At 69.0% G+C, this 20,304-nt stretch carries 20 protein-coding genes; 12 read left to right on the top strand and 8 right to left on the bottom strand.

Annotated elements, in window-relative coordinates:
- Positions 1 to 63: 63 nt before the first annotated feature.
- Entirely contained in the window at positions 64 to 486 is a 423-nt protein-coding gene (gene dksA, locus KCI33_RS10190; protein ID WP_212524679.1) for an RNA polymerase-binding protein DksA, read from the bottom strand.
- A gap of 177 nt (positions 487 to 663) precedes the next feature.
- On the opposite strand from dksA, the gene KCI33_RS10185 reads away from it, so the two are divergent.
- The 6 genes from KCI33_RS10185 (at position 664) to KCI33_RS10160 (ending at position 5,626) form a co-directional block, all read left to right on the top strand.
- Complete coding sequence (locus KCI33_RS10185; RefSeq protein ID WP_212524678.1) at positions 664 to 1,503, top strand: MoxR family ATPase; 840 nt, start codon at positions 664 to 666, stop codon at positions 1,501 to 1,503.
- 81 nt (positions 1,504 to 1,584) lie between these two features.
- Positions 1,585 to 2,031: a GNAT family N-acetyltransferase gene (locus KCI33_RS10180; protein ID WP_212524677.1), complete on the top strand. Its 447-nt coding sequence runs from the start codon at positions 1,585 to 1,587 to the stop codon at positions 2,029 to 2,031.
- 11 nt (positions 2,032 to 2,042) lie between these two features.
- Entirely contained in the window at positions 2,043 to 3,392 is a 1,350-nt protein-coding gene (locus tag KCI33_RS10175; RefSeq protein WP_212524676.1) for a DUF2927 domain-containing protein, read from the top strand.
- Positions 3,389 to 3,553 carry an apolipoprotein acyltransferase gene (locus tag KCI33_RS10170; RefSeq protein ID WP_212524675.1) on the top strand — a complete coding sequence of 55 codons (165 nt, stop codon included), beginning with the start codon at positions 3,389 to 3,391 and terminating at the stop codon, positions 3,551 to 3,553. The genes KCI33_RS10175 and KCI33_RS10170 overlap by 4 nt, the downstream gene beginning before the upstream one ends.
- A gap of 4 nt (positions 3,554 to 3,557) precedes the next feature.
- The gene (locus tag KCI33_RS10165; protein ID WP_212524674.1) at positions 3,558 to 4,742 is read left to right on the top strand and encodes a VWA domain-containing protein; all 1,185 of its coding nucleotides are present in this window, start codon (positions 3,558 to 3,560) and stop codon (positions 4,740 to 4,742) included.
- Positions 4,743 to 4,939: 197 nt separating this feature from the next.
- Positions 4,940 to 5,626, top strand: coding sequence for a M48 family metalloprotease (locus tag KCI33_RS10160; RefSeq protein WP_212524673.1), 687 nt, complete (start codon positions 4,940 to 4,942; stop codon positions 5,624 to 5,626).
- Positions 5,627 to 5,726: 100 nt separating this feature from the next.
- Here KCI33_RS10160 and KCI33_RS10155 read toward each other — a convergent pair whose 3' ends face one another.
- Positions 5,727 to 6,269 (bottom strand): PIN domain-containing protein, encoded by a 543-nt coding sequence (locus tag KCI33_RS10155; RefSeq protein ID WP_212524672.1) that lies wholly within the window; start codon positions 6,267 to 6,269, stop codon positions 5,727 to 5,729.
- Complete coding sequence (locus KCI33_RS10150) at positions 6,266 to 7,465, bottom strand: class I SAM-dependent rRNA methyltransferase (RefSeq protein ID WP_212524671.1); 1,200 nt, start codon at positions 7,463 to 7,465, stop codon at positions 6,266 to 6,268. The genes KCI33_RS10155 and KCI33_RS10150 overlap by 4 nt, the downstream gene beginning before the upstream one ends.
- A 140-nt stretch (positions 7,466 to 7,605) precedes the next feature.
- On the opposite strand from KCI33_RS10150, the gene edd reads away from it, so the two are divergent.
- Together edd and eda are read left to right on the top strand one after the other, a co-directional pair.
- Positions 7,606 to 9,432 carry a phosphogluconate dehydratase gene (gene edd, locus KCI33_RS10145; protein ID WP_212524670.1) on the top strand — a complete coding sequence of 609 codons (1,827 nt, stop codon included), beginning with the start codon at positions 7,606 to 7,608 and terminating at the stop codon, positions 9,430 to 9,432.
- Positions 9,429 to 10,067 (top strand): bifunctional 4-hydroxy-2-oxoglutarate aldolase/2-dehydro-3-deoxy-phosphogluconate aldolase, encoded by a 639-nt coding sequence (gene eda, locus KCI33_RS10140; RefSeq protein ID WP_212524669.1) that lies wholly within the window; start codon positions 9,429 to 9,431, stop codon positions 10,065 to 10,067. Before edd ends, eda begins: the two co-directional genes overlap by 4 nt.
- A 6-nt stretch (positions 10,068 to 10,073) precedes the next feature.
- Here eda and KCI33_RS10135 read toward each other — a convergent pair whose 3' ends face one another.
- Positions 10,074 to 10,343 (bottom strand): hypothetical protein, encoded by a 270-nt coding sequence (locus KCI33_RS10135; protein ID WP_212524668.1) that lies wholly within the window; start codon positions 10,341 to 10,343, stop codon positions 10,074 to 10,076.
- A complete protein-coding gene (locus tag KCI33_RS10130) occupies positions 10,333 to 13,146 on the bottom strand; it encodes a glutamine-synthetase adenylyltransferase (RefSeq protein ID WP_212524667.1) in 2,814 nt (937 codons plus the stop codon). The genes KCI33_RS10135 and KCI33_RS10130 overlap by 11 nt, the downstream gene beginning before the upstream one ends.
- A gap of 91 nt (positions 13,147 to 13,237) precedes the next feature.
- On the opposite strand from KCI33_RS10130, the gene KCI33_RS10125 reads away from it, so the two are divergent.
- From KCI33_RS10125 to KCI33_RS10110, 4 genes are all read left to right on the top strand, one after another.
- Positions 13,238 to 13,705: a YbaK/EbsC family protein gene (locus tag KCI33_RS10125; protein ID WP_212524666.1), complete on the top strand. Its 468-nt coding sequence runs from the start codon at positions 13,238 to 13,240 to the stop codon at positions 13,703 to 13,705.
- Positions 13,706 to 13,814: 109 nt separating this feature from the next.
- Positions 13,815 to 14,210 (top strand): DUF2852 domain-containing protein, encoded by a 396-nt coding sequence (locus tag KCI33_RS10120; RefSeq protein WP_212524665.1) that lies wholly within the window; start codon positions 13,815 to 13,817, stop codon positions 14,208 to 14,210.
- A 72-nt stretch (positions 14,211 to 14,282) separates the two neighbouring features.
- Entirely contained in the window at positions 14,283 to 14,723 is a 441-nt protein-coding gene (locus tag KCI33_RS10115; RefSeq protein WP_212524664.1) for an RDD family protein, read from the top strand.
- A 68-nt stretch (positions 14,724 to 14,791) separates the two neighbouring features.
- Positions 14,792 to 15,628 (top strand): arginyltransferase, encoded by an 837-nt coding sequence (locus KCI33_RS10110; RefSeq protein WP_212524663.1) that lies wholly within the window; start codon positions 14,792 to 14,794, stop codon positions 15,626 to 15,628.
- A 115-nt stretch (positions 15,629 to 15,743) separates the two neighbouring features.
- On the opposite strand, the gene KCI33_RS10105 is transcribed toward KCI33_RS10110, so the two are convergent.
- From KCI33_RS10105 to KCI33_RS10095, 3 genes are all read right to left on the bottom strand, one after another.
- Positions 15,744 to 18,098 carry a TRAP transporter large permease subunit gene (locus tag KCI33_RS10105; protein ID WP_212524662.1) on the bottom strand — a complete coding sequence of 785 codons (2,355 nt, stop codon included), beginning with the start codon at positions 18,096 to 18,098 and terminating at the stop codon, positions 15,744 to 15,746.
- A 15-nt stretch (positions 18,099 to 18,113) separates the two neighbouring features.
- Positions 18,114 to 19,004, bottom strand: coding sequence for a TRAP transporter small permease subunit (locus KCI33_RS10100; protein ID WP_212524661.1), 891 nt, complete (start codon positions 19,002 to 19,004; stop codon positions 18,114 to 18,116).
- A gap of 96 nt (positions 19,005 to 19,100) precedes the next feature.
- Positions 19,101 to 20,183 carry an ABC transporter substrate-binding protein gene (locus KCI33_RS10095; protein ID WP_212524660.1) on the bottom strand — a complete coding sequence of 361 codons (1,083 nt, stop codon included), beginning with the start codon at positions 20,181 to 20,183 and terminating at the stop codon, positions 19,101 to 19,103.
- Positions 20,184 to 20,304 lie beyond the last annotated feature (121 nt).

Genomic DNA, 20,304 nt, shown 5'->3' with positions numbered 1-20,304 from the left:
GACGAAAACACCGGGACGCGGCGGCCCCGGTGAATTGGCGGCGCGAACCGGCGGGTGGCCGGCTCAGTCGTCGCGGTGGACCTTCTCGCGCCGCTCGTGACGCTCCTGCGCCTCGAGGCTGAGCGTGGTGGTCGGGCGGGCATCCAGCCGCTTCAGCGAGATGGGTTCGCCGGTCTCCTGGCAGTAACCATATTCGCCCTCTTCGATGCGGCGCAGCGCGGCGTCGATCTTGGCCACCAGCTTGCGCTGGCGGTCGCGGATCCGCAGTTCCAGCGCCCGGTCGGTCTCTTCGCTGGCGCGGTCGGCCACGTCGGGAATGTTGCGGGTGCCGTCCTGCAGCCCCTCGATGGTGGATTTGCTTTCGTCAAGAAGTTCGGTCTTCAGAGCGATCAGCTTGCGGCGGAAATATTCGAGCTGCCGCTCGTTCATGAACGGCTCATCCTCCGCGGGGCGATAATCCTCTGGCAGAAAAACTTCGGCTTTCATACCTGGTTCCTCTCGCAGCGCGGGCCCGGCTGTTGTTGTCACGTCAGTCACCCGGCTCTCCTGGCGCAGCGTTTATCCCAATGCGCTGGGGATGTCACTAGCATATAGTCCCGCTTTGTGGCTTTTTGTGCCCAGGCCCGCGGGCCTAGGAACGAGCGCTAGCAGCAGGAAAAACCGATGAAATTTGCCGGAACCGATTCGTATGTGGCGACCGAGGACCTGGCGGTGGCCGTCAATGCCGCCGTGGCGCTGGAGCGCCCCCTGCTGGTCAAGGGCGAGCCCGGAACCGGCAAGACGGAACTGGCCAAGCAGGTGGCGGGCGCCCTGAATCTGCCGATCATCGAATGGCATATCAAATCCACCACCAAGGCCGCGCAGGGCCTTTACGAATATGACGCCGTGAGCCGTCTGCGCGACAGCCAGCTCGGCGACGAGCGGGTGCACGACGTGCGCAACTACATCCGCAAGGGAAAGCTCTGGCAGGCCTTCGAATCGCAGGGCAAGACGGTGCTGCTGATCGACGAGATCGACAAGGCGGACATCGAGTTCCCCAACGACCTTCTGCAGGAACTCGACAAGATGGAGTTCCATGTCTACGAGACCGGCGAGACGGTGCGCGCCCGCACGCGGCCCGTGGTCATCATCACCTCGAACAACGAAAAGGAACTGCCCGACGCCTTTCTGCGCCGCTGTTTCTTCCACTACATCCGCTTCCCCGACCTGGAGACGATGAAGCGGATCGTCGAGGTGCATTTCCCCGGCATCAAGGACCGGCTGCTGACCACCGCGCTGACCCAGTTCTACGAGATCCGCGAGACCACCGGGCTGAAGAAGAAGCCCTCCACCTCCGAGGTTCTGGACTGGCTGAAGCTGCTGCTGGCCGAGGATCTGAGCCCCGAGGACCTGAAGCGCGAAGGCACCGACGCCCTGCCCCGCCTGCACGGCGCGCTGCTGAAGAACGAACAGGACGTGCAGCTCTTCGAGCGTCTGGCCTTCATGGCCCGGCGGCAGCGCTGAGCGCGCCCTGGGCCCGCGCGCTTTCCAAGCCGCGGAAAACGGGTGTAGGCTGGCCACCAAGCCGCAAGAGATACCTTTGTCATGAGTGATCTGATCATCCGCCCGCTCAGCCCCGCCGACGAGGCCGACTGGCGCCGCCTCTGGACCGCCTATCTGGACTTTTACGACTCCTCTGTGCCCGAAGGGGTTTATGCCACCTATTTCCGGCGGGTGCTGGGCGACGATCCGCGCGACTACAACGGCCTGCTGGCGGTGCTGGACGGCCGCCCCGTGGGGCTGGCGCATTACCTGTTCCACCGCCACGGCTGGAAGATCGAGGATGTCTGCTACCTCCAGGACCTCTACGCCGACCCGGAGGTCCGCGGCCAGGGCATCGGGCGCGCGCTGATCGAGGCGGTCTATGCCGAGGCCGACAAGGCCGGCGCACCTTCGGTCTACTGGTTGACGCAGGAGTTCAACTCCACCGCGCGGCGGCTCTACGACCGGATCGGGCAGATCACCCCCTTCATCAAGTATCAGCGGGGGTGACGGCGGTGCGCATGCCCGCCCTTGTGGCCTGCCTGGCGCTGACCGCCTGCGCCGCGGTCCCCACCGCCCCACCGCCGGACCGGCGCGCCGCCATCGAGACGCTGCCGCCGATGAAGGTGTTCGCCGAGATGCCGACGCCGAACGCGACGCGCCCCAACGGCCAGATCGCGCGGGATTTCATCGACCTCGCCTTCCAGATGGAAAGCGGCCGCCCAGTGCCGCTGATGACCCGTTTCGAACAGCCTGTGACGGTGCGCGTCACCGGCCCCGCGCCGGCCAGACTCGGCCCTGATCTCGCGGCGCTGCTGCACCGGCTGCGCCACGAGGCGGAGATCGATATCCGCCGCGCCGACGGCCCGTCGGCCGACATCACCATCGAGGTGGTGCCGCGCGCCACGCTGCAATCGCTGGTGCCGCAGGCCGCCTGTTTCGTGGCTCCGCGGGTGACCGGCTGGGACGAATACCGCCGCGCCCGGCGCTCGCAGCAGGTGGACTGGACCGCCCTGACGCGGCGCGACCGGGTCGCCATCTTCCTGCCCGGCGATGTCAGCCCGCAGGAGGTGCGCGACTGCCTGCATGAGGAACTGGCGCAGGCGCTGGGCCCGCTCAACGACCTCTACCGGCTTCCCGACAGCATCTTCAACGACGACAATTTCCACACCGTTCTGACCGGATTCGACATGCTGATCCTGCGCGCCTATTACGCGCCGGAACTGCACAACGGCATGACCCGCGCCGAGGTCGCCGCGCGCCTTCCCGACGTGCTGGCGCGGCTCAACCCCGGCGGCCAGCGCCCGGCCGGGCCGCCGCCCGCGCCCACGCCGCGCGCCTGGATCGACGCGATCGAGACCGCGCTGGGGCCCGGAACCCCGCCCGCCCGCCGCCGCGCCGCGGCCGAGGCGGCGGTGCAGATCGCCTTGCGCGAGGGCTGGTCCGACAACCGCACCGCCTTCGCCCTGTTCGCCCTGGGCCGGCTGACCCTGCCGGTGGACGGCGAAACGGCGCTGGCGGCCTTTCTGCGGGCCGGCCAGATCTACGCGGCCGAGCCCGCCACGCGCATCCAGGCGGCGCATGTGGCCATGCATCTGGCGGCGTTTTCGCTTTCCACCGGCCAGGCCGAGGCGGCGCTGCAGATCGCCAACCACAACCTCGCGCCCGCGATGCGCGCCCAGAACGCCGCGCTCCTGGCCTCGCTGCTGATGATCAAGGCCGAAGCGCTGGAGGATCTCGGCCGCGCGTCCGAGGCGCGGGCAGTGCGCCTCGACAGCCTCGGCTGGGCGCGCTATGGCTTCGGCCCAGACAGCGAAGTGCGCGTGCGCCTCAGGGAGATCGCCGCGCTCAGCCCGAAAGGACGCACATGATCGTAATCGCAGGCATTCTGCTCGGCGCCCTCTGGGGCGGCATGCTGGCCCGTCGGCGCAAGGGCAAACCCGCCGACATCGCGCAATACGCTGCCGCCTACGGCATCATCTTCGGCATCGTCGGCATGTTCGTCACCATCTTCGTCGAGCGCATGCTGTAAGCCGATGTTCCTGCCCTTTTTTGAGACCCTGCGCGAGACCGGCATCCCGGTTTCACTGCGCGAATACCTCGGGTTTCTCGAAGGCGTGCAGGCCGGCCTCGTGACCTATGACATCGAGGGGTTCTACTACCTCGCGCGCACCGCGATGGTGAAGGACGAGCGCCATCTCGACCGCTTCGATCAGGCCTTCGCCAAGGCCTTCGAGGGGGTGGAGAGCCTCAGCATCGAACAGGTGCTGGAGGCCGTGGACCTGCCCGGGGAGTGGCTGCGCAAGCTGGCCGAGAAACACCTCAGCGACTCCGAAAAGGCCGAGATCGAGGCGCTCGGCGGCTTCGACAAGCTGATGGAGACGCTGAAGGAGCGGCTGAAGGAACAGCAGGGCCGCCACCAGGGCGGCAGCAAGTGGATCGGCACCGCCGGCACCTCGCCCTTCGGCGCCTATGGCTACAACCCCGAGGGCGTGCGCATCGGCCAGGCCGAAAGCCGCCACCAGCGCGCGGTGAAGGTCTGGGACAGGCGCGAGTTCCGCAACCTCGACGACACGGTGGAACTGGGCACGCGCAACATCAAGGTGGCGCTGAAACGGCTGCGCCGCTGGGCCCGCGACGGCGCGGCCGAGGAGCTGGACCTCGACGGCACGATCCGCGCCACCGCCGATCACGGCTACCTCGACGTGCAGACCCGCCCCGAGCGGCGCAACGCGGTCAAGGTGCTGCTGTTCCTCGACGTGGGCGGCTCGATGGACCCGTACATCAGGCTGGTGGAAGAGCTGTTCTCGGCCGCGCGGTCCGAGTTCAAGCATCTCGAATACTACTATTTCCACAATTGCCTCTACGAGGGCGTCTGGCGCGACAACGCGCGGCGCTGGCGCGACCAGACCCCGACGGCCGAGGTGCTGCGGACCTATGGCCGTGATTACAAATGCATCTTCGTCGGCGACGCCTCGATGTCACCCTACGAGATCCTCTATTCCGGCGGTGCGAACGAGCACTGGAACGAGGAGGCCGGCCAGGTCTGGCTGCAGCGCGCCCGGCAACAATGGCCACAGCACCTGTGGATCAACCCCCTGCCCGAACGGCAGTGGCGCCATACCCAGTCGGTGGCGATGATCGACGAGATATTCGAGGGCCGCATGGTGCCGATGACACTGGAAGGGATCGAGCGCGGGATGAAGGCGCTGGGCCGCTAGGGACTCTCCCAAAGAACGAGAGCAGCGCCCGACCCTGTGTGGGCGCGAAAGCGGCCTCCCGGGGGGGGGAGGGTCGGGCGCCGCCCGGCGTAAACGCCGGGCGGAAGACACGCCCGATGTCTCGCCAAGACGGTTTGCCGCGCCTGATGAGGCCCTGAGTAATTGCCCCCGAAGCCCCGCGCCCCCATATTCGCCCCATGCTGAAATTCACGCCCATCCTGCTCGCCATCCTCTACGCCCTCGCCATGTACCGCTTCTCGGTCTGGCGCACCTCGCGCGAGCTCGACGCGCGCTCGACCGAGCTGGCCGACCCGCGGCTGAAAAAGCTCACCGACCGCATGGCCGCGGCGCTGGAGCTGCCACGCATCAAGGTGCATGTCTACGAGATCGACCCGGTGAACGGGCTGGCCGCGCCGGACGGGCGCATCTTCATTACCCGCGGCTTTTTCCGCAAATACCAGCAGGGCGAGGTCACCGCCGAGGAGATCGCTTCGGTCATCGCGCATGAACTGGGCCATGTGGCCCTGGGACATTCCCGGCGGCGGATGATCGACTTTTCCGGGCAGAACGCGCTGCGCACGGCGCTGGCGATGGTTCTGGCGCGCATCCTGCCCGGTGTCGGGGTCTATATCGCCAACACCCTGACCACGCTGCTGGCCGCCCGCCTGTCGCGCGGCGACGAATACGAGGCCGACGCCTATGCCGCCGCCCTGCTGGCGAAATCGGGCATCGGGACGGAGGCGCAGAAATCGCTGTTCCGCAAGCTCGAGGCGCTGACCGACACCCGCGCCGGCGTCACCCCGGCCTGGCTGATGAGCCATCCGAAAACCGCCGAGCGGGTCAAGGCCATCGAGAATCTCGAGGCGCGCTGGCAGCGCGGCTGAGCGGGGCGCTCACATCCTGTCAGGACCGGCCCCCGCATGGGACGGGCACGCGTTTGCGCCCCGGGGCCGCGGGCCGAAAAGGCCCTCTCGACCCGCCATCCTACCCCGCCAGCGCCTTGCCCAAACGCGGCAGGCGCGCGCGTTTCAACAGTTTCCGCAGATCCATCGCCTCGCCCGACATCCGCGACGCGGTGTCGTGCACCTGCGCCACGCAAGCCTCCACCGCCTCGGGCGCCTGACGCCACAGCTCCAGCAGGAGATGGTCGGGGCTGTCGCGGCGCAGCCCCTCCTCCTCCAGCGTGCGGCGGGGGAAGTCGGAGGCGTTGAAGGTCACGATCACGTCGGCCGAACCGGCGATCGCGGCGGCCAGCACATGCACGTCGGCCGGGTCGGGCAGCCAGAGCCGCGCCTCCAGCCCCTCATGCGGGGCCACGCCGGCGCGCGGCCAGTTGGCGCGCAGCAGCGCGATCTCGGCGCGCGCCTGCGCCTCGCCGGTGGGGCCGATCTTGCGCGCGGCGCGCGCCCATTCCTCGAGGATGCGCTCTGACCAGAGCGGCGTGAACAGCCCGCGCCCGGCGACGCAGAGCAGGATCTCGCGCAGCACGGTGGGATAGAGGACGCAGGCGTCCAGCAGCACCTTCATGGTGCCAGCCGGAAGAACAGCGCCTTGAGATAACCGCTTTCGGCCAGTTGCGGCAGCATCGGGTGGTCGGGCCCGGCAAAGCCGGTATGGATCAGCTGCGCCGCCCGCCCCGCGCGCCCGATGCCGCGGGCGGAGGCGGTGCGGAACTTGCCCAGTTCGGCCGCATGCGAGCAGGAGCACAGGCCCAGATAGCCGCCCGGCGCCACCAGGGGCGCGGCCAGCCGCGCCACGCGCTCATAGGCGCGCAGTCCGGCCTCCAGCGCCTGGCGGTTGGGGGCGAAGGCGGGCGGATCGCAGATCACCACGTCGAACTGCGCCCCCTCCTCCTGCAGCGCCGCCATCACGTCGAAGGCGTCGCCGCGGCGGGTGGCGAAACGCCCCTCCACGCCGCCGGCCCCGGCGCCCTTCTGGGCCAGTTCCAGCGCCGCGGCCGAGCCGTCCACGGCCAGCGCGCTTTCGGCGCCCGCCGCCAGCGCGGCCAGCGAAAAGCCCCCGACATGGGAGAACACATCGAGCACCCGCGCGCCGCGGGCCAGCCGCGCGGCGAAGGCGTGGTTCGGGCGCTGGTCGAAGAACAGCCCGGTCTTCTGCCCGCCCACGAGGTCGGCCATGTAGGTGGCGCCGTTCATCGGCACGGGGACCGGCCCATCGAGCGCGCCGCGCAGGATCTCGGTGCGTTCCTCCAGCCCCTCCAGCGCGCGGGCGCGGCCGGTGCCGTTCATCACGATGGTCGAGACCCCCGTGACCTCGGCCAGCGCATCGGCCAGCGGGCCGATCAGCGCATCGGCCCAGGCGGCGTTGGGCTGGATCACGGCGGTCTCGCCGAAACGGTCGATCACCACGCCGGGCAGCCCGTCGGCCTCGGCATGGAGCAGCCGGTAGAAGGGCGCGTCGAACAGCCGCGCGCGCATCTCCAGCGCGCGGGCCAGTTTCGCCGCCAGCCAGCTCTGGCCGATCTCTGCCTGCGGGTCGCGGTCGAGCATCCGGCAGATCAGTTTCGAGCCGGGATTGACCGCCACCACGCCCAGGGCGCGCCGCTCGGCATCCTCGAGAACGGCCAGCGTTCCGGGGACGAGCGCCTTGGTGCGGCGATCGGTGACCAACTCATTGGCATAGACCCACGGAAAACCGTGGCGCAGGGCGCGGGCATCGGCCTTGGGCAGAAGCCGCACGACGGGTAGGGTGGCTTGCGTCATGGCTTTCTCCTAGTCGGTTCCGCGCGCCGCGAAAAGGGGGCAGATGCGGCCGCGGCGGCCCCTGCTCCGGCTTTGGCCTTGCCACGTTAGCGCTCACCCGGCATACCGGAGCCAAGCCCTGTCGCACAGAAAGGCCCCGCATGCCGCTCAACGATACCGTCCGCAAGGTTACCGAGGCGATCGTGGAACGCTCGCGCCCGACGCGGCCTGCCTATCTGGAGCGCATGGTGCGCGCGGCGGAGGCGGGACCGGCCCGCGCGCATCTGAGCTGCGGCAACCAGGCCCATGCCTATGCCGCGATGGGCGCCGACAAGGACGCGCTGGCCGGCGGTCGCGCGCCCAATCTCGGGATCGTAACCGCCTATAACGACATGCTCTCGGCGCATCAGCCGTTTGCGCGCTTTCCCGACCTGATCAAGCAGGCTGCGCGCGACATCGGCGCCACGGCGCAGGTCGCGGGCGGGGTGCCCGCGATGTGCGATGGCGTGACCCAGGGCCAGCCGGGGATGGAGCTGTCGCTGTTCTCGCGCGACGTGATCGCGCTGGCGGCCGGCGTGGCGCTGAGCCACAACAGCTTCGACGCGGCGGTGTACCTGGGCGTGTGCGACAAGATCGTGCCGGGCCTGGTGATCGCGGCGGCCAGTTTCGGGCATCTCCCGGCGGTGTTCCTGCCCGCGGGTCCGATGCCCTCGGGCCTGCCCAATGACGAGAAGGCCAAGGTGCGCCAGCGCTTCGCCGCCGGCGAGATCGGCCGCGACGAGCTGATGGCGGCCGAGATGGCCTCCTACCACGGGCCGGGCACCTGCACCTTCTACGGCACCGCCAATTCCAACCAGATGCTGATGGAATTCATGGGGCTGCACCTGCCCGGCGCCAGCTTCGTGCACCCCGACTCGGCGCTGCGCGACGCGCTGACGGCGGCGGGCGCGCAGCGGGCGCTGGCGATCACCGCGCTGGGCGGGGATTACCGCCCCGTGGCGCAGGTTCTGGACGAGCGCGCCTTCGTCAACGGCATCGTCGGGCTGATGGCCACGGGCGGGTCCACGAACCACCTGCTGCACCTGCCCGCGATGGCGCGGGCGGCGGGGATCGTCCTGGACATCGAGGATTTCGCGCGCCTGTCGGAGGTCACGCCGCTGATGGCGCGGATCTATCCCAACGGGCTAGCCGACGTGAACCATTTCCACGCCGCGGGCGGGCTGGGCTACATGATCGGCGAGTTGCTGGAGGCCGGGCTGCTGCATCCCGACGCGCTGACCGTGGCCGGCGACGGGCTGGCCGCCTATGCGCAGGAGCCGACGCTGGCCGGCGGCACGCTGGCGTGGCGCGCCGGCGCGCGGGTCAGCGGCAATGACCGCATCCTGCGCCCCGCCGGCGACCCGTTCCAGGCCACGGGCGGGCTGCAAAGCCTCGAAGGCAATCTCGGGCGCGGGGTGATCAAGGTCTCGGCCGTTGGCGCGGACCGGCAGGTGATCGAGGCCCCTGCGCGCATCTTCCAGGACCAGGACAGCGTCAAGGCCGCCTTCCGCGCGGGCGAATTCACCACCGACACCGTGGTCGTCGTCCGCTTCCAGGGGCCGCGCGCCAACGGCATGCCCGAGCTGCACGGGTTGACCCCGATGCTGTCCGTCCTGCAGGACCGCGGGCTGCGCGTCGCGCTGGTGACCGACGGACGCATGTCCGGGGCCAGCGGCAAGGTGCCGGCGGCGATCCATGTCTGCCCCGAGGCCGCCGAGGGCGGCCCGCTGGCCCGGCTGCGCGACGGCGACGTGGTGCGGCTCGACGCGCCCGCCGGCCGGCTGGAGGTGCTGGCCACGGATATCGAAACCCGCGCGCCGGCCACCCCCGACCTGAGCGCCAACGACTACGGCCTCGGCCGCGAATTGTTCACCCTGTTCCGGCAGACCGTCGGCCCGGCCACCGCCGGCGCCTCCAGCCTGCCCCTGCCCGGAGAGACCCCAGAATGACCCCGCATGACGCCAGCCGCCGCACCGAAGAAATCTGCCGCCTCGCCCCGGTGATCCCGGTGCTTGTCGTCGAGGACCCGGCGACCGCGCGTCCGCTGGCCGAGGCCCTGGTCGCCGGAGGGCTGCCCGCGCTGGAGGTCACCCTGCGCACCCCCGCCGCGCTGGAGGTCATCGCCGAGATGGCGCAGGTCAAGGGCGGCGTGGTCGGCGCGGGCACGCTGCTGACGCCGCAGGACGTGGCCCGGGCCAAGGCGGCGGGGGCGTGCTTCGGCGTCTCGCCCGGCTCGACCGCGGCCCTGCTGGACGCCTGCGAGGACGAGGCGCTGCCGCTGCTGCCCGGGGCGGCGACCGCGACCGAGGCGATGCACCTGCTGGAGCGCGGCTTCCGCGTGCAGAAATTCTTTCCGGCCGAGGCCGCGGGCGGCGCCGCGCTGCTGAAATCGCTGGCCGCGCCCCTGCCGCAGGTCCGGTTCTGCCCCACCGGCGGCATCTCGCCGGACAATGCCGGCGCCTATCTGTCCCTGCCCAACACGCTCTGCGTCGGCGGGTCGTGGGTCGCGCCGGCCGATCTGGTCGCCCGCGGCGACTGGGCGGCGATCACCGGACTGGCGGCGCAGGCCGCGGCGCTGACCTAGACCGGGCTAGTCGCGATCCCGCCCGCGCCAGCCGCCGCGGCGGCGCGGCCGCGCGCCCTGCTCCAGCCCCGCGCGCAGCACCCCGTTCATCGGGTGGTCCGGCGCCTCGGGCGCGTAGCGCTCCAGCAGCAGCCGCAGCTGCGCGGAGAGGTCCGCGTCCGGCGGCACGCCGAGCGCCCAGTCGAGGAAGATCGACCTGCAATCGGCCTCGGTGATGCCCTCGATGCGGTAGGCCTCGCGGATCAGCCCCCGCGGATCTGCCTCGTCAGCGCCCATTCTGTCCTCCGCCCTGATGATGGCGCGCAAGCGCGCTTTCGATGATGCCCGTGGCCTGTTCGGCCGCGCGTTCCAGCGCCTCGGCCAGCGCCTCCTCGCTGTCGGCGCCGGTGCAGCGCAGCAGGAAGGCCGCGCCGCCCTCGCCCAGCGTGCCGGGCTCCGGCGTGCGGTCACTCAGCAGCTTGACCGCGGTTTCCACCCGGCGGAACAGGCCGTAGGTCTCGGCCAGCGCCGCGGCCTCCTCCGCGCCCAGCCAGCCGACCGCGACCCCGGCCTGCAATTGCGGTCCCACCTGGGTCGAGGGATCGCCCGCCATCAGCGCCGCGGCCGAGGCGAGCAATTCGATGTCCTGCCCGCGCCCCGGCCCCTGCTTGCCGTCCCAGGTGCCGCGCGCGGGCTTGGCCTCGGCCAGGCGGGCGCGCATGTCGATCACCGCGGCCACGATCTGCTCCGGGTCGCTCTTTTCCGCCAGCAGCACGCGGCGGAAGGTCTCCACCGCGGCGGCCAGAGCCCCGGCCCCGGCGACCGCGCGGGCGCGGGTCAGCGCCAGGTGCTCCCAGGTCCAGGCCTCTTCGCGCTGGTAGCTGCGGAAGGCCTCGATCGAGGTCGCCACCGGCCCCTGCCGCCCCGAGGGGCGCAGCCGCATGTCCACCTCGTAGAGCCGGCCCTCGGCCATCGGCGCGGTTAGCGCGGTGACCAGCGCCTGCGTCAGCCGCGCGTAATAGGCGCGTGCCGCCAGCGGCCGCCGCCCGTCCGAGCTGTCCACCCCGGCCGGGTCGTAGATCACGATCAGGTCGAGGTCCGAGCGCGCGGTCAGTTGCCCCGCGCCGAGCGAGCCCATGCCCAGAACCACCGCGCCGTTGCCGGGGGGCGGCCCGTGCTTTTCGCTGAATTGCGCCACAACCGGCCCCCACAGCGCGGCCAGCACCGCCTCTGCCAGGTCGGCGTATTGTGCGCTGGCCTCGGAGGCCGGGATCAGCCCGCGCAGCAGGTGCACACCGATGCGGAAATGCCATTCCTTGACCCAACGGCGCGCGGTGTCGAGCTGGCCCTCGTAGTCGTCGATCTCGGCCAGCCGCGCCGAAAGCTCGGTGCGCAGCGTTTCCGCCCCGGGCCATTCGGAGAAGAAATCGCCGCCGATCACCGCGTCCAGGACGCCCGCGTTGCGCGACAGGTAGCGCGCAAGCTCCGGCGCGGTGGCCGCGACGTCCACGATCAGGTCGATCAGATGCGGGTTCGCCTCGAAGAGCGAGAACACCTGCACCCCCGCCGGCAGCCCCGCGAGGAAGCCGTCGAAGGCGTGCAGCGCCTCGCCGGGCTTGGCCGCGCCCGCCAGACGGCGCAGGATCTCGGGCTTGAGCCGGGCGAAAATCTGCACCGCGCGCGGCGAGCGCAGCGCCGGGTAGCTGGGCCAGCGGTCGACGATCTCCTCCAGCCCCTCGGGCACCGGCGGCAGATCCTCGGCGGCCGGGCGGGCGTCAGGGGCGAAGAAGCCCTCGGTCAGGTCGTCGACCCGTTCCAGCCGCGCCTGCAACTCGGCGCGGAAGGCAGCGGTGTCGCCCTGCCCGCAGAACCGCGCGATGCGGTCGATCCCCTCGGTGCCATTGGGCAGCGAATGGGTCTGGGCGTCGTTGACCATCTGCAGGCGGTGCTCGACCTCGCGGTGGGCGCGGTAATCGGCGCTGAGCGTCTGCGCCACGTCCTGCGGCACCCAGCCCTTCTCGGCCAGCCGGACCAGCCCCTCGACCGTGCCGCGCACCCGCAGATCGGGGTCGCGCCCGCCGGCGATCAGCTGCCGGGTCTGGGTGAAGAACTCGATCTCGCGGATGCCGCCCGCGCCGAGCTTCATGTTGTGGCCTTCCAACGCGATCGCCCCGTGCAGTCCCTTGTGCGCGCGGATCTTGATTCGCATGTCATGGGCATCCTGGATCGCCGCGAAATCCAGATGCTTGCGCCAGACGAAGGGGCGCAGCCGGTCGAGATAGGCCCAGCCGGCCGTCAGGTCGCCGGCGCAGGGGCGGGCCTTGATATGGGCGGCGCGCTCCCACGTCCGGCCCACGGATTCGTAGTAGCGCTCCGCCGCCTCCATCGACAGGCAGACAGGCGTGACCGAGGGATCGGGGCGCAGCCGCAGGTCGGTGCGGAAAACATAGCCGTCGCCCGTTGGCTCGCTCAGCAGCGCGGACAACCGGCGCGTGACCCGGATGAAGCTCGCCCGCGCCTCGTGGTAATCGGCGTCGTCGAAGCGGCTGTCGTCGAACAGGCAGATCAGGTCGATATCCGAGGAATAGTTCAGCTCATGCGCGCCCTGCTTGCCCATGGCGAGCGCCACCATCCCGCCCGCGGTCTCGATATCCGCCTCGGTCTGGCCGGGCAGCCTGCCGCGCGCGATCTCGGCGCCCACCAGCGCCTTCAGCCCGGTGTCGATGCAGTGATCGGCGAAATCGGTCAGCGCGCGGGTGACCGCCTCCAGCGGCCAGGCCCCGGCCAGATCGGCCAGCGCGATCCACAGCGCCGCGCGCCGCTTGGCCTGGCGCAGGCCGGGCTTGAGACGGTCGGCGGGCAGCGCGCGCACATCCGCCAGCAGCCCCGCCATCGCCGCCTCGGGCGTGGACGAAAGCGCGCCCTCCAGCCAGTCGGCCTCGCGCTCCATCGCCGCCTTGAGAAAGGGGCTGCACCCGGCGGTCCCCTCCAGAAGCGCGCGGATTTCGGGAGGTTGGGCGGCGAAACGCGCCAGCACCTCGGCGCCACGCTCGGGGTCGTAGGGGATCGGGTGGCGGGTGATGCGGGATGCGAAACTCATGCGCAAGTGATGCCGCGCGGCCGCAACCGGGTCAACGGGCTTGCGCGTCCGGGGCGGCGCGACAATAGTCGCACCGCAACAAGGAGGACCCATGAGCAAGAGCCTGAAACGGGTGCGCGCGGCGCTGGAGGCGGCCGGGCTGAGCCCCGAGATCGCCGAGGTCGGCGCGGCCCGCACCGCCGCCGAAGCCGCGCAATCGGTCGGATGCGAGATCGACCAGATCGCCAAGTCTATCATCTTTCGCGGCGCGGACACCGGCACAGCGATCCTGTTCCTGACCGCGGGCGGCAACAAGGTCTGCGCCGAGAAGGCCACGGCGCTGGCCGGCGAGGCGCTGGGCAAGGCCGACGCCGCGCTGATCCGCGCCCAGACCGGCTTCGCCATCGGCGGCGTGGCCCCGATCGGCCATCTCAGCCCGATCCGCGCCTTCTGGGACCCGCGCCTGTCGGAATTCGGCACCGTATGGGCCGCCGCCGGCACCCCGCGGCATGTCTTTCCCATCGCCCCGGCCACCCTGCTGGAACTGACTGGCGCGCAGGTCGCCGGTTTCACCCTCTGACCTGCATGTGAAAAACCTTCACATCATGGCTTGAACCGGGCAGGCGCCCCTCCCATGTGACCCAATGTGAATGTCATTCACATCCGAGCAACCTGTTTGGGAGAGTTTCATGAGTTCCGTCGCCACTTGGCCCTCGCAGGCCGAATCCTGGCTCGATCAGCGCGGCAAGGGCGCCTGGCTCGCGGCCATGGTGCTGGGTTTCATCCTGTTCTGGCCCGCGGGCCTTGCCCTTCTTGCCTACATGATCTGGAGCAAACGCATGTTCTTCAACGCCTGTTCGCAGTCCCGCCGTCACCACGCCCGCGCCTGCGGGTTCAAATCCTCGGGCAATTCCGCCTTCGACGCCTACAAGGCCGACACCCTGCGCCGGCTGGAGGAGGAACAGCACAGCTTTGAGGCGTTCCTGCAACGCCTGCGCGAATCCAAGGACAAGATGGAGTTCGACCAGTTCATGGAGGACCGGGCCCGCCGCGCCCCCGAGGACAGTGGCGCGCCGGCCGCCTGAGCCTGACGAAAAACCCGGGGCGCCGCATCAGGCGCCCTTCCCTTTTGCCCGCCGCAGCCCCAGATTGGCTCCATGACCAACGCCCTGCCCGACCCCGACTATCATGCCGAGTTCTACGCCGACGTGCCGCTCAAGCGGCTGATCGCCTGGCTGGTGGACACGCTTCTGATCGTGCTGCTGACCGTCCTGGTGCTGCCCTTCACCGCCTTCACGGGGCTGTTCTACTTCCCTTTCCTGGCGATGATGGTGGGCTTCGTCTACCGCGTGCTCAGCGTCGCGGGCGCCTCGGCGACGCCGGGGATGCGGCTGATGGCGATCGAGCTGCGCAATGCGCGGGGCGAGCGTCTGGACCTGCCTCAGGCGGCGCTGCACACGCTGCTTTTCACGGTGTTCTTCTCCATGATGCTGCCGCAGGTCGCCTCGCTGGCGCTGATGCTGACCGGCCCGCGTGCCCAGGGCCTGCACGACCTGATGCTGGGAACGGCGGCGATCAACCGCCCGGCGGCGGTCTGAGAAAGGCTTGGCGGGTCGCCCGCGCTTTGCTAGCGTTTGTCACGAACCGCAGCAAATTTGGTAGCTGAATGCGCCATACCCTGCCCCTCGCGCCCCAGTTCTATGTGACGGCCCCCCAGCCCTGCCCCTATCTCGCGGACAGGATGGAGCGCAAGCTGTTCACCGCGCTGCAGGGCGAATACGCCGAGACACTGAACGACGCGCTGTCGAAACAGGGCTTCCGGCGGTCGCAGAACGTTCTCTACCGCCCCTCCTGCGCCGATTGCGCGGCGTGCCTTTCGGCGCGCATCCGGATCGATGATTTCGTGCCCAGCCGCGGCCAGCGCCGCACCTGGCGGCGCAACGCCGAACTGACCCGGCAGGCGACCTCACCCTGGGCCACGGAGGAGCAATACGCATTGTTCCGGCGCTATCTCGATGCGCGCCACGCCGATGGCGGCATGGCCGACATGGACATCTTCGAATTCGCCGCCATGATCGAGGAGACCCCGGTGCGCTCGCGCGTGGTCGAATACAGCCACCCGCCCGCGCCTGGCAGCCGCAAGGGGGAACTCGCCGCGGTCTGCCTGACCGACGTCCTCGATGACGGGCTGAGCATGGTCTATTCCTTCTACGATCCCGACCTGGAGGGCCGCAGTCTCGGCACCCATGTGATCCTCGACCATGTGGAGATCGCGCGTGAGGCGGGGCTGCCCTATGTCTATCTCGGCTACTGGGTGCCGGGCAGCCCGAAGATGGGCTACAAGGCCAATTTCGCGGCGCTGGAGATCTACAAGCACGGGCAATGGCAGCCGCTGGGCGATCCCGCCGGCCATGCCGAGGAGACCCACCCGCTGTCGGTCGACCCGATCGCCGAACAGGTGGCCAAGATCACCCTGCCCGACACCCGCGCCGCGCGCGGCTGATCCTCCGCGCCGGGCCCGAACGCGCCGGAACGAAAAGACCCGGAAGCGGCGCTTCCGGGTCTTTTCGTGACTGCAAAGGGCAAAGCCGCCCCCGAGGGGGCGGCTTTTCCGTTTGTCAGTGCGGCAGGAGGCTCGGCACGATCGTCACGATCGAGGGGAAGAACCAAAGGATCCCCAGCCCCACCACCTGGATCAGCACGAAGGGCACGATCCCGCGGTAGATGTGGCCCGTGGTCACCTCCGGCGGGGCGACCCCCCGCAGGTAGAACAGCGCGAAGCCGAAGGGCGGCGTCAGGAAGCTGGTCTGCAGGTTCACCGCGATCATGATGGTCACCCATTTCGGATCGAAGGTGCCGCCATAGATCACCGGCCCCACGATCGGGATCACGATGTAGATGATCTCGAGGAAGTCGAGCACGAAGCCCAGCACGAAGAGCACCAGCATCACGATCAGGAACACCGTCAACTCGTTGTCGAAGCTCTTCAGGAACTGCTGGATGTAATGCTCGCCCCCGAAGGAAATCACCACCAGGTTCAGCAACTGCGAGCCGATCAGGATGGTGAACACCATCGAGGTCACCTTCGCCGTCTCGCGCACGATCGGCGGCAGCACGCCCGAACGCCACAGCACCCAGCAGCTGTACAGGATGCCGAACAGCGAGAAGTGATAGGCGCCCTGGGCCACGAAGAAGGCGATCCAATCCTCCAGCGGCACGTCCGACCGGCTGATGCGCAGGTCGAAATTGATGCCCGCCAAGATCATGATCACCACCGCGAAGGAGGACCAGATGATCAGCTTGCCGCTCTTCTGCTCCTCGGCCAGCTTGCGGTAGGCCGCCAGCATGATCGCGCCGCCCGCCCCCAGCGCCGCTGCCGGCGTGGGGTTGGTGATGCCGCCCAGGATCGAGCCCAGCACCGCCACGATCAGCACCAGCGGCGGGAAGACCACGCGCAGCAGATCGTTCTTGCCCAGAAGCGTGGCCGCGTAGCGGCAGCCATAGAGCGTCAGCACCAGCGGGATGGCCAGCAGCAGGACGGTGCGTCCCGGCGAAGTGATCGGCGAGATCAGCGCCGCATCGACGACCAGCCCCAGCACGACGCCGGCGGCGCCGATCAGCAGCGGACGGGTGTCGGCCGAGGGCGAGACGCCGCGCGCCGAGGTCAGCACCAGCGACAGCAGCACGAAGCCGGTGAGGATCGCGCTGGAGAGCGGCGCCGCGGCGGCGATCTTCGCGGCCCGCGCGGTGGCGATCTCCTCTTCGCTCAGCTGGTGGCTCTTCTCCACGCCGCCGGCGGCGTCGATGACCTTCTGCTGCTCCACCGCCAGGTCCCATTTCTCCTGGCCGTGCAGCTCGATCAGTGAGGCCTTGCACTGATCCGAGACATTGGTGCGCAGCACCGCGGTCTCGCCGGCGTCGGAATAGCTGTCCACCGTCACGTCCTGGCTGCCCACCAGGCCGATATAGCCCGCCAGGATCGCGCCGCCGATCAGCGCGACAGGTGCGCCCAGGAACCAGGTCAGCCCCTCGCGGCGGGTCACCGGCTCGCCGGTGCTGGCCTCGACATGCACGGGCGGGGCCTTGTGCGGCTTGAGCATGGCATAGCCGAAGGCATAGAGCGCGTAGAGCACGGCCAGCATGATGCCCGGCAGGATCGCGGCCTGGAACAGCGTGCCCACCGAGACCACCGCCGCCTCGCCCAGATAGGTCAGCGCGTCCGAGCAGCCGGCAAGCTGCGCGCGCTGCTCCTGCGCGGCCGAGTAGAGGTCGCCGGCCAGCGTGCCCAGCAGAACGATCACGATCGAGGGCGGGATGATCTGGCCCAGCGTGCCCGAGGCGGCGATCACGCCGGTCGCGAGCTCGGGCGAGTATTTGTTGCGCAGCATGGTCGGCAGCGACAGCAGGCCCATGGTCACCACGGTGGCGCCCACGATGCCGGTCGAGGCCGCCAGGAACGCGCCCACCACGACCACCGACACCGCCAGGCCGCCGGGCAGCGGCCCGAAGACGCGCGCCATGGTGGTCAGCAGGTCGTTGGCGATCTTGGAGCGCTCCAGGGTGATCCCCATCAGCACGAACATCAGCACCGCCAGCAGGGTCTCGATCGAGGCCCCGGCCAGCACCCGCTCGTTCATGCGGTTGACGATGAAGCTGACGTTGCGGTCAAGCGCCTGTTCCCAGCCATTCGGGAAGATCGCCGTATCCATGCGCGGCAGCTCAGGATATCGGAAGACCGATATGTGGTCGGGATGAAGCCCGCTGGCGACCAGCGCGCGGTAGGCCTCAGAGCCGGTGTCGATGGCCTGGTGCACCAACAGCCCCGCGCTGTCCAGCGCGGCGATGATCCCGAAGGAAATGATCCCGGCGCCGCCGATGGCGAAGGCCACCGGAAAGCCCGACAGAATGCCCCCGAAGAGGCAGAGGAAGACGATGATCAGGCCGATCTCGACGCCATCAAGTCCGAAAAGCATGTGTTCCTGCCCCTTTTAGTGTGTGCCTTCGTAGGCTTCTTCGCCCGCGCCAAGGGTATCCTTGTCGAGGTATTTTCCGGTGCTGGCCTCGCCCTCCACGAACTCCAGGTAGGAGCGGTAGAAGAAGGCGATCGCCTGCAGGAACACCATGGCGGTGAAGAAGACCAGCAGGATCTTGAACAGGAAATACCCGTTGAATCCGTTGGGCGAGAAGCCGATTGTCTCGACGTTCCAGCGCACGGCGCGCGCCTTCATCAGCAGCCGGTCGAGCGTGTCCGAGGCCGAGGGCTTCGGCGTGATCAGGTGGCGCCACATGAAGTACCAGCCATACATCCAGGTCAGCACCGCCACCGGCATCATGAAGACCAGCGCGCCGATCATGTCGATCACCCGCTTGGTGCGGTGCGACACGGCGGAATAGACCAGGTCCACGCGCACATGGCCGCCCTGCACGAAGGTGTAGGTGGCACAGAGCGTGACCACCAGCGCGTTGTAGAACTTCAGCTCCTCCGCCCACCAGCTCACGTCGAAGCTGACCGGAGAGCCGAAGCCGAAGGTCAGGTCGGCCCGCGCGAAGATGCGCTGGACGAAGACGATGACGATCTGCTGCAGAACCATCAGCAGGCCGGCCCAGGCGAAGAACCGCCCGATGCTGTTTGCGAAGCCTTCGAGCACGCGCACCGCGCCCCACATGATGTTGCGCTTCCACAATCCCAGCGCCGTCAGCACCAGGAAGGCGGTGAACACGACGAAGAAGAACTCGATCGAACCGCCGTAATACACGAAGCGCATGATCGCTTCTTTGTTCGACCAGTCCAGCCACAGGCTCGGATGCGTCACCGCATATCCCAGATTGTAGAAGGCCAGGCCGATGTTCTGAAAGAACCAAAGGATGCCGTCCAGCATCACGTCCCCCGTATCCCCTCCGCGCCGGGGCGCGGGTCCTACGAAAAAGTACTCCCCGGCCGAAGCCGGGAAGCACCGTTGTCAGTCGTGTTTGACTTAGCCCAGAACGCGGTCGCGCTGCTCGCGGTAGGCGCCTTCCGACTTCTGGATCCAGCCCGACGATGCTTTCATCGAGGCGATGTAGCTGTCGTAGATCTTCTTGTACAGCGGATCGCCCATGTTCTCCTGGTGCACCTCGTCGGAGGCCTTGCCGAAGGCATCCCACACAGAGTCCGGGAATTCCAGGGTCTTGACGCCGGCGGCCTGCAGCCGCACCAGGGCGGCACCATTGTTGGCCAGGAATTGCGCCAGGTTCCACTGGTGCGCCTCGGCCGAGGCGATCTCGACGATCTTCTGCTGCGCCGGGGTCAGGCCCTCGAACACTTCGCGGTTGAGCGCGATCGACAGGCCCGCGCCCGGCTCGTGGAAGCCGGCGGTGTAGTAGAACTTGGTGATCTCCTGGAAGCCGGCCTTCTCGTCGGCCCAGGGGCCGATCCACTCGGTGCCGTCGATGGCGCCCGAGGCCAGCGCCTGGTACACCTCGGCGCCGGGCAGGTTCTGCACCGATGCGCCCAGCTTGCCGAGCGCCTTGCCGCCCAGGCCCGGCATGCGGAACTTCAGACCGTTGAAGTCCTCGGGGCCGGAGATTTCCTTGGCGAACCAGCCGCCCGACTGGGCGCCGGTGTTGCCGCCGAGGAAGGATTTCAGGCCGAAGATCTGGCCCAGTTCGTCGTGCAGCGCCGCGCCGTCGCCGTGGTAGTACCAGTTGGCCAGTTCCTGCGCGGTCATGCCGAAGGGCACGGAGGTGAAGAAGGCGTAGCCGGGGTGCTGACCCACGAAGTAGTAGTCGGCACCGTGATACATGTCGGCCTGACCGGCGGTCACGGCGTCGAACACCTCGAAGGCGCCCACCAGTTCGCCGGCGGCTTTCACGTCGACGGTGAGCTGGCCGTCGGACATGGCGGTGATGGTGTCAGCGGCGTGCTGCGCAGCGTCGAACACGCCCGCCAGGCCGCGGCCCCAGGTCGTGACCATGGTCAGGGTGCGCTTGCCCTGTGCGTAAACCGGTGCAGCCAGAGTGGAAGCTGCCGCAGCGGTCCCGCCAAGCGCGGAAGTTCTCAGAAAAGAACGACGATCCATAAGGTCTCTCCTCCCGAATGAAAGCCCGGCCAGAGGCGGGCGGATCGTTTTCAGTGCCGGAAACCCTAACGGCAGCAATCCGCCGAATAAATACCTAGTAGTGCGTAGAACGCTGCGTTTT

It is taken from the genome of Actibacterium sp. MT2.3-13A (assembly GCF_018139985.1).
Classification (GTDB): Bacteria; Pseudomonadota; Alphaproteobacteria; order Rhodobacterales; family Rhodobacteraceae; genus JAGSOU01.
This window is presented reverse-complemented; position numbering and strand designations above follow the sequence as displayed.